The 2,905-nt window shown below is 31.0% G+C and carries 3 protein-coding genes; all 3 read left to right on the forward strand.

Annotated elements, in window-relative coordinates:
* The first annotated feature begins 157 nt into the window (after positions 1-157).
* Positions 158-625 carry a DUF1905 domain-containing protein gene (locus tag J4050_RS15035; RefSeq protein WP_208155438.1) on the forward strand — a complete coding sequence of 156 codons (468 nt, stop codon included), beginning with the start codon at positions 158-160 and terminating at the stop codon, positions 623-625.
* Positions 626-820: 195 nt separating this feature from the next.
* Positions 821-1,930 carry a phospholipase D-like domain-containing protein gene (locus tag J4050_RS15040; protein ID WP_208155439.1) on the forward strand — a complete coding sequence of 370 codons (1,110 nt, stop codon included), beginning with the start codon at positions 821-823 and terminating at the stop codon, positions 1,928-1,930.
* Positions 1,931-2,106: 176 nt separating this feature from the next.
* Positions 2,107-2,799 carry a hypothetical protein gene (locus J4050_RS15045; RefSeq protein WP_208155440.1) on the forward strand — a complete coding sequence of 231 codons (693 nt, stop codon included), beginning with the start codon at positions 2,107-2,109 and terminating at the stop codon, positions 2,797-2,799.
* Positions 2,800-2,905 lie beyond the last annotated feature (106 nt).

A 2,905-nucleotide genomic window follows, 5' to 3' on the forward strand; every position in this document is an offset into this window, starting at 1 on the left:
TCGCCTACTTTGGAAATTCCGCAGGAATTTCCAACTTGGTGTGTACTTGCAAAGTTAATCGCTAACCCACGCAACTACTCATAGCCGAGACCGTTGGCAGTAATGTAAAAAACGAACAAAATCGAAATTTAAAGACCATTGAAAGATTGAAAAACAAATGAATTACATTGTTGAGAATGAAAAATTAACCCTTCAATATATTCCAGGAAATGGAGCTTGGACTTATCAATTGATAATCCCAAACACAAAAAATATCAAAGGAAAATGGGGCGATTTGAAAGTGTCTGGGACAATAGATGGTTACAAAATAAAGAATAAGAATTTAGGGCCAGTAAAAAATTCTGACAAAAAAATGTCTGTTAATTCCGAAATTAGAAACGCAATAAACAAAGATGGAGGAGATACTGTAATCGTGACATTATATCTCGAAAATCAAACCGGAACGAATGACAATTCTGAAATTTTGGAATGCTTTAAAGATGCACAAGTTTTGCAAATTTTTGAGCGACTGGAGAAAATAGAACAGACAGAAATTCTAAATGAAATCTGGACTGTTGCAACGGACGACCAAAAAGCGGAAAAAATAATCAAGGCAATTGAAAACCTTGAAGGTAAACGAAGATAAGTGAGTGGAAAAACACTACTGCCAACAATGTATAACCGCAATTACGGCGGATTCGACTACGTCCGAATCCACTCGGAATTGCTAAAGTCAGTGCCTAACCGAAAATTAACACATATTAACCCGTAACTGACGGTTATACGAGACCGTTGCCAACAAGCTGAAAAAAATCGAGAAATCCAATAAACAGTAATCTAAATGACAAAAGTAATTACCCAACTTTCAACTAAAATCAAATCGGAATTTAAAAAAGCTGACGAGATTTGGGTTGCTGTTGCTTTACTAAATAAAAGTGGATTAAAATTAATTTTGGATAGTCTAAAAGAAGATTGCAAAAAGAATTTCTTAATTGGAATAGATTTACCAACTGACCCAAAAGCATTAAAAAAATTATATGAACTTCAACTAACATCAGAATTTAACGTTCGAATTCATACAGACAAACAATATTTTCATCCTAAACTCTATTTATCAAAATATAAATCTGATTTTACAGGATTTATTGGTTCTGCAAATTGCACAAACGGAGGATTAAATTCAAATGTAGAACTTTCAATAATGACCAAAGAAAGTCAAACTTGCGAGGATTTAAAAAAATGGTTTGAGAAAACTTTTGATATAGGAAAACCATTGACTTCCCAATTTCTTGCTAAATATCAAGCTGATTATGATGAAAGATTAAGAAGAAAAAAAGAGGACGAAAAAACTGCAAAAAAAGAAAAGAGAGAACTTGAAAAGGAAGTTGAAGCAACTTTTATTGAAAGAAAAGAATTTATTGGAGTCCTAAAGTCTTATAAGAAAAGTAAGGAATACAATTCAATTGTTTCCGACCGAAAAGAATCAATTAAAGAATTACGCAACTCAATAGACTATCCGAATTTTGAAAATATCGATGTAGATTGGTTTTTCCAAATTTGGGCTTTAGGTCATTTGATTTCAATTCCGAAGCCAACAATCAAAAGAGAGATTAAAAAATTTAGAAAATTATTGACAATGCTTTGTGACGATAGTATTGATTTAGCTCTTCGATATAATTCAGCATTGGAAGGAAAACTTAAAATTAGAGGGATTGGAGAAAGTTTAGTTTCAAAAATTCTAATAATTCATAAGCCAAAAGAATATTATGTGAAAAACGATAAAACCAATTTGGCTTTACAAAAATTCGGAATTGAATTACCAAGAGGTTTATCCAAAGGAGAGAAATATAAAATAACAACAAAAGTACTGAAAGAGATAAGCGAAGAAACTGAAATAGAAGATTTGGCTGTTTTAGATTATTATTTATACGTTATCGGAAATGAAGAATAATCTGAATAAAGCCAGTTGGCAACAACGTGTATAATTAATTGCTTTGGTCGTTGCCTATTTGGAAAATTCCTTCGGAATTTTCTCGCGTTCGTTTTTGTTTACTAAATTAGTTGCTTAAACACGCAACTAACCATACACAAAACCGTTGTACGCAATATGACCAAATCACAGACTGAATGTTTTATTATGTAATTTATCCAATACTTTTAACTCTGACTTTTTTTTGTTTTTGGGTTCCATATAAAAGCGGTAAAAAAAATACAGGAAAAACAGTTGGATTTTTTCTTCTTATAATCCTTCTAATTGATATAATTACAACTTTAGATTTTCTATCGCTTTTTCTTTATTTTTTCTTTATTTCTTTTTCAATAATATTTTTAAGTTATTGGACTTTGAGATATTTTAAACTTAAAAAAGCAGGAATAATTACTGCTTCAATTTTAACTATTGGGTTTATAACATTATGTTTGAGTCCTTGGATTTCCGACTGGACTTTTAGCGAAAGTGATGCAAATAAAATCCTTTCTGAACACGGAATTAAATTGGAAAACGAGTTTGAATTACTTTCTAATGAAAGTGGTGGATTTACTGATTACTACCATATTTTCGAAATTGAGTTATCTGAATCTGATTATGAAAAAGTTAAACACCTAATCACAAAGGACAAAAACTATATTGGAAAATTGGAGAATAATTGGTGGGACAAAAGACCTGAATTAAGGAATTTAGATACAATGAATTATGAAAATCAATATAAATATATCAGAGATTACAGTGAACACGGAAAAATGGAAGATGGAACTTTTCATTTTGTATTTGAACTTTCTAAAACAAGAAAAACTTTAAGATATATTGGCTCGAATGAATAAAATACTGCGTACAACAATGTATAACCGCAATTACGGCGGATTCGACTACGACCGAATCCACTCGGAATTGCTAACATCTGTCTCTGCCAAAAGTTTGTTTAACTTT

Source organism: Winogradskyella pelagia (assembly GCF_017581965.1).
Classification (GTDB): domain Bacteria; phylum Bacteroidota; class Bacteroidia; order Flavobacteriales; family Flavobacteriaceae; genus Winogradskyella; species Winogradskyella pelagia.